General features: G+C 65.3%; 6 protein-coding genes. All 6 read right to left on the bottom strand.

The window, feature by feature from the left end; translation table 11 throughout:
• Window positions 1-180, bottom strand: a 180-nt coding sequence (locus HHL08_RS25430; RefSeq protein WP_206378093.1) for a hypothetical protein, incomplete at its 3' end; no start/stop codon positions are given.
• Between the two features lie 274 nt (window positions 181-454).
• Window positions 455-1,855: an efflux transporter outer membrane subunit gene (locus HHL08_RS24830; protein ID WP_206378092.1), complete on the bottom strand. Its 1,401-nt coding sequence runs from the start codon at window positions 1,853-1,855 to the stop codon at window positions 455-457.
• Between the two features lie 38 nt (window positions 1,856-1,893).
• A complete protein-coding gene (locus HHL08_RS24825; RefSeq protein WP_169575534.1) occupies window positions 1,894-2,802 on the bottom strand; it encodes an HlyD family secretion protein in 909 nt (302 codons plus the stop codon).
• A 10-nt stretch (window positions 2,803-2,812) separates the two neighbouring features.
• Entirely contained in the window at window positions 2,813-3,025 is a 213-nt protein-coding gene (locus HHL08_RS24820) for a DUF1656 domain-containing protein (RefSeq protein WP_024018728.1), read from the bottom strand.
• Complete coding sequence (locus HHL08_RS24815) at window positions 3,022-5,004, bottom strand: FUSC family protein (RefSeq protein ID WP_169575533.1); 1,983 nt, start codon at window positions 5,002-5,004, stop codon at window positions 3,022-3,024. Before HHL08_RS24815 ends, HHL08_RS24820 begins: the two co-directional genes overlap by 4 nt.
• Entirely contained in the window at window positions 5,001-5,483 is a 483-nt protein-coding gene (locus HHL08_RS24810) for a MarR family winged helix-turn-helix transcriptional regulator (protein WP_169575532.1), read from the bottom strand. Before HHL08_RS24810 ends, HHL08_RS24815 begins: the two co-directional genes overlap by 4 nt.
• Window positions 5,484-5,998 lie beyond the last annotated feature (515 nt).

Below are 5,998 nucleotides of genomic sequence, written 5' to 3'. Positions count from 1 at the left end.
ATGCTCAGCGATGGACGTCTCACGACCAAGGCCTGGCACCAATTCCTCGATGACTTTATCGACGATCCCGAACTCGCCGCGCGCTTCAAGGCCCATAAGCCGCGGTAACAATCGGACGGTTACGATTAAACAACCCACAAGTGCATCATTGGCGAGCATCGTGCCGAATTGGATACTCATGAGGCGAGACCAACCCCACCACATGATCAGGCTGCCGGGTGCCGAACACGCGCTTCGGCGATATCAATCGACGGGTTGGAGAACGGCGCCCGTCAAATCAGTTGATCGAGCAGCGGATCGTTCAATTCCCGCCACCATGGCGTCAGTTGCGGCGTGGAGGGGCACCGGGACCTGATCCGTCAGCACAAAGGATACCTATCGAGGCGGGGCTGCTCCTCTGTAATTCGGCCCCATCAAACATCCGCGGAGCGTACGCCTCGCGAAGGCTCGGTCATCATGGCCCCGCCATGGCTCCTCCCCAGCCGCCGCCGAGCGCAAGGAACAGCCGAACGCGATCCGAGGCGATGGACGCATCCGAGGCCGCCAGCGCTGCTTCGGCCGTGGCAAGGCTTCGCTGCGCGTCGAGCAGTTCAAGGCCTGTTCCAAGACCGCCCCCGGTTATCCGGGCCTGGAGCCCGGAAGCCCTCCGGCTCTCATCGCGCGCGCGCCTGAGCTTTGCATTCTGGTCCAGATTACGGGCATAGGTGCTGAGGACCGTCTCGGTTTCGCGGAGAGCTGCGAGGACGCTTCCGTCAAATGCCGCCAGCGTCGCGCGCGCCGCTGCATCGCTTTCCGCGATCCGCGCCCTGGCGACGCGTCGGTTCGGGAAGGACCACGAGATGAGCGGGCCGAAGCTGAACCGCAACGCCGAATCGTCGACCAGCCCGCCCACGCTCCGCGAGGTCGTGCCGAGCGATGCGCCGAGGCTGACGCTCGGATAGAGGTCCGCCGTCGCCACTCCGATGCGCGCCGTCGCAGCCGCAAGCCGGCGTTCAGCTTCGCGGATGTCAGGCCGGCGCCGGATCAGCGCCATACCGTCGCCAATCGGCAGGGGGCGGTCGACGGAAGGGATGATCCGGCAGGTCGCGAGATTGGGCGGATAATCTTCGGGCGTCCGGCCGAGCAGCACGGCAAGACTGAATAGTGCAGCTTTGCGGCCTGCCTCGATCGGCGGCAGCGCTGCCTCGAGCTGAGCCAGAAGCGCGCGCGAGCGGGTAGCGTCGAGCGACGTGTAGAGGCCGGCGCGCACGCCTCTTTCGGTGAGGGCGAGGCTTTGCCGCTGCAGTTCGACCGAATGGCGGGCAACGGTCATCCGCGCGCCGGCCGCGCAGGCATCTCCATAGGCGCCGACCACTCCGGCCACGACCGTCGTGCGCGCAAGGTCATAGGCGGCGGCCTGCGCTTCCGCATCGGCCTGCGCGGCTTCGATCGTGCGCCGAATCCGGCCCACGACGTCGAGTTCATAGGATATGCCGACGCCGGCGTCGAATGTCGCATGGGTCCCGTTGGGCGAGCCGAGACCGAGATTGGACGGCTCGCCCACCGATACGCCGCCCGCCGTGGAAGTCTGGACGCCCGCGCCGGCCTCGACCTCCTGGACAATCGCGCGCGCGCGTTCGAGATTGGCCGCCGCGACCCTGAGGTCGGTGTTGGCCTCGATCGCTTCCTGGACGAGCGCATCGAACTGGGGAATAGCGTAGAGGCGCCACCAGCGCTGGGGCAAGGGTTCAGCCGAATAGGCGGGCGATTTTCCTTCGGCAAAGCTTGCGGGCCGATCCGAGATGCCTGCGGGCAAGGGCGGCGCCCGATAGCTGGGGCCGACCGTGCCACAGCCAGCGAGCATCAGCGCGCCCATCAGTCCGAGCAGCCTTTTCGTTCCGACGCGCCCCATCGTCATTCGCTCCGGCCGGGGCCGAGCGCATTTTCCGCGCCATTGAGCGTCACGGTGACCGTCCGGCCCGCGATCAGATCGATGCCGGGCGGCACCTTGTCGATGGCGATCCGCACGGGGATGCGCTGGGCAAGACGGACCCAGCTGAAGGTGGGATTGACATTCGCGAGTAGCGTCCCGGACGCGGTCGTCCGTTCGCGATCGTCAATGCCCGCCGATCGGCCTTCAACATGGCCAGAAAGCGGCCTATCCTCGCCCATTACCCGGATCGTGACGCGGACGCCGGGGCGGATGTGCGAAAGCTTCGTCTCCTCGAAATAGCCGGCAACATAGTAGCTGTCGGAATCGACCAGCGTCATCACGGGCTGCCCGGTGGCCGCATAGGCGCCGGGACGGAGCGAGAAATTGGTGACGATGCCGTTGACCGGCGCACGCACCTCGGCGCGCGCCAGATTGATGCGGGCGAGATCGCGATCAGCGATCGCCTGGGCATAGCGTGCGCGGGCCTCCTCGGCGGTGGAGCGGCGGTCGTCACGTTGCTGTCCCGAGACGATATCAGAGAGGGCCTGATAGCGGCGGTTCTCCCGTTCGGCGGCGTTCAACGTTGCCCGTGCCGTGGCGACAGCGGCCTCGGCCTGCTCAACGGCATTGCGCAGCCGAACATGGTCGATGGTAAACAGGATGTCGCCGCGCCTGACCACCTGGTTGTCGCGAACGTGGACCTGCTCGACCCGGCCCGACACGTCTGCCGCGAGCGGGACCACATCCGCCCTGATCTTCCCGTCGCGCGTCTGTGGCGCGTAGGTGTAGTAATTATAGAGGTACCAGAAGACGAACACGCCCGCACCCACCACCAGCAGGGTGAGCAGGGGCTTGAGCAGGCGGAGGAGGGTATCGCGATCTAGGGTCATGGCGGGCACTTCAGGATGCGGTGACAAGGCGTAGAGCCAGAAAGGCGGTGCCGGTCAGGATGAGGAACAGGGCGGTGTCGAACAGCGGGCGCTGCCAGACGAGGCGGTAGAAGCTGATGGACTCGAGCACCCGCGACAGCAGCAGGCGCATCGCGAAGCCGAGGATCGCGCAGAGGAGCAGCGGCGAAACGAACACGCCCGCGATGTCGATTTCGCCGATCATGTCGCCGGTACCCAGGCCGGCGCGCGCTCGAACAGGGCGATGCGCAGACCCGCTAAGGCATGAATGGCGCGGTCGGGGCGAGCGCCGGGCGAACCATCTCCCGGCCAGAGCGCATCAAGTGCTTCGTCGATGAGCGCGAGCAGACGGGACGACGGCTGCGGCTTGTCGAACTCGCTGCGGAGTTGATCGAGAACCCGATCCGTCGCCTGCCGCCCATCGGCGGGAAGCGCGTTGCCCATCGAGCGCAGGTCGGCGACGTTCGCGCCGACCCGCAGCCGGATGAGCAGGCCGGCGCTCCGCTCGATTTGCCCGGCTGCGGCAAGGCGCGCCGTCACCACCGAAATGCGGTCGAGCGCCCGCTGGACATAGCTGTCCCGCAACCGTCGGCTGGGCGACCGGCTCAGCCGCGCGATCTCGCGCGCTTCGATGCGGAGGACGCGCTGAAGCTGATGCTGCACGCCCCAGGTACGGAACAGGCCGGCGCCGAGAATGGCGGTGAATATGCCCAGCATGCTGGCGACGCTCGCCTCGACGAAGGTTCCGAAATCGGGCGGCGAATAATGACCCTGTAGATTGATGTTGCTGAGCCCGAAGGCGAGGATCAGCGTCGCCATCGGACTGACGGCCGCCCAGACGCCCAGCGGCAGCATGAACAGGCCCATCATCATCGCAAAGGTCGCGAAATCGGCAGCGAGCGGGAGCAGGCCGTAGCACAGGATCCCCGCCAGCAGGGTCGCGAGCAGGGCGAAACGCGCGAACATTCCGATCGCTCTGCCAGGCTCGTCGCCGCCGCCGAAGAAGGCCAGCGCTATCGTGCTGAACAGGACAGCGTTCGCGCCCTGATGCCAGCCCGTCGCATACCAGAGCCCGCAGAGGAGGGCGTAGGTTACGAGGATTCCCGCCGCGATCCGGGCAGCGTGATCAATGTCGGGGTTGAGCGGAAACGCCTGCGTCTCGCTGACTGTTCGCGCGAGCGCGGGCGCAAGCTTCGCCTTTCCGCTCAACGCCGCCTCGATCCGCGAAACCTCGCTCCAGAGCGTCAGCATTTCGGCCAGCATGTCGGCCAGCGCATCATGAATGAGCTGCTGCCACGCGCGCGCGTCACTGGCATCGAGCGGAAGCGCGCGCACGGCATCGGCCAGATCGGGTGGCGGTTCCGTACCGGCATCAAGATGGGCCCTGGCCGTGGCGAGAGAGGGTCGGAGGGCCAAGCGCTCCGCTTCGCCAAGGCCCGCGATGCGGCTGCCGATTGCGGAAAGGAGCGGGACCATGCGCAGCAGGCGTTGCTGGATCGCGAGCGCGTGCCGCAGGTCATCGCGATGGATCGTCGGATCGTAGCGCAGCGCTCCGGTCAGCTGTGACAGGGATGTGATGTCGGCCAGCGTCTTTAGCCGGTCATGCTCTCCTTGGGCGTCCGCCTCATGGCCATCAAGGACATCCTTCGCCCAGGTCTCGATGCTGGGCAGCCAGCGATGCAGGCGCGCGCGTAGCGCACCTTCAAGAGAACGCGGAGCGATCACGCCGTCAACGAGGGTCGTCGCGAGGATGCCGAGGGTGATTTCGCTGACCCGCGCCACAACGGTATCGAACATGATCTCCGGATGATCCACGCCGGCGACGGCCACCAGCATGAGCGTGATCGCGAAAAGCTGGAAGCCGTAGCTGCGCGGCGTGCGGTCGAGGAAAGAAATACCGAACGCCAGGGTTGCCACGATTCCCGACGCCGCGATCAGCAGCAGCGGCGCGCTCGCAAACAGCGCGACCATGGCAAGCGTGACGAAGCCGGCGCAGAAAGTTCCGGTGAACCGATAGACGGCCTTCGACCGGATCGCCCCGCTCATGGGGTTCATGCAGACGCAGCAGGTGACAAGTGCCCAGTAAGGATTGGGCAGGCCGATCCGCACCGCTATCGCGAATGCGATCATGCCCGCGACGAACAGCTTAACAGAGAAGATCAGCTGATCGGCGCTGACTTTCATCGGCCCGTCCGCGCCTGCTGCAGGAACTGACCGATCCGTTCCTCGAACAAACGCAGCGTGCGCGTCGTCGTTTCGATGTCCTGCGAAGGAAGATCACCAAGGAGGTCGTCGCGGAGCCGCGTGACCGCCTTTTCCATCTTCTTCGCAAGGTCACGACCTTTCGGCATGACATGGATCGCCTTGATGCGCCGGTCCTCGGGAGAATCGCGCCGCTCAAGCAGGTTGGCGGCTTCGGCCTGGTCGAGAATGCGCACCATGCCGCCCGGATTGACCCCGACTTCCTCGGCCAGCGCGTTCTGCCTGACACCCTTGTCTCCATGACGGGACGCCAGAATGAGCGCCGAAATGAGCGATGCGGGAAGTCCGAAGTCGGCGAGTGCGAGACTGACTGCCTGAACCCAGACACGCCGGATCGGCTGCAAAGCGTTCGTGAGTTCAAAAAGCGTGACGGGGCTGGTTCTGGATCGGTCGCGGGGCATGCGCGGCTACCTAGTCCATCATCCGATTACGTTCAATATGCAATCATTGCCTTAACAATTAAATTGGGCAGACTGAACACGCCAGTGAGCCATGTGGTGCGCAAGATCAGCGGTTACCGGTCTTCTGACAAGAACGGCGAATGGCTCACGATGTCGGACGCGGCCGCCAAACTCGGAGTCCCGCAAGTCAAGATCCAACGCTTCCTCAGGAATGGCATATCGCCGCCGAGCAGGTCATGCGCTACGCGCCCTATCAAATCCGCTCCAGCGACCTCGAAGACGAGTGGATCAAGGCCAAACTGGCGCGCCCAATCCCGTGTCGCGCCGAAGACGACAACCAGGAATCGCTATTTTCCGACATGGCCCAGTCGGCCCCAAGCTGCGATTTTGGCGGTCGTGTCCCGGCGCGTGGTGTAGGTTTTGAGGGTAGCGAAGCTGACCGGACGCGCGCTCATCGAACAAGCGCTGTAGCGGCCGGTCAGTTTCGCGGGTGGTCACCGGCGAACTTCGGATAA

The organism is Sphingobium psychrophilum, from assembly GCF_012927105.1.
Lineage (GTDB): Bacteria > Pseudomonadota > Alphaproteobacteria > Sphingomonadales > Sphingomonadaceae > Sphingobium > Sphingobium psychrophilum.
Note: the sequence above shows the minus strand (reverse complement) of the source record. Positions and strands in the feature narration are given on the sequence as shown.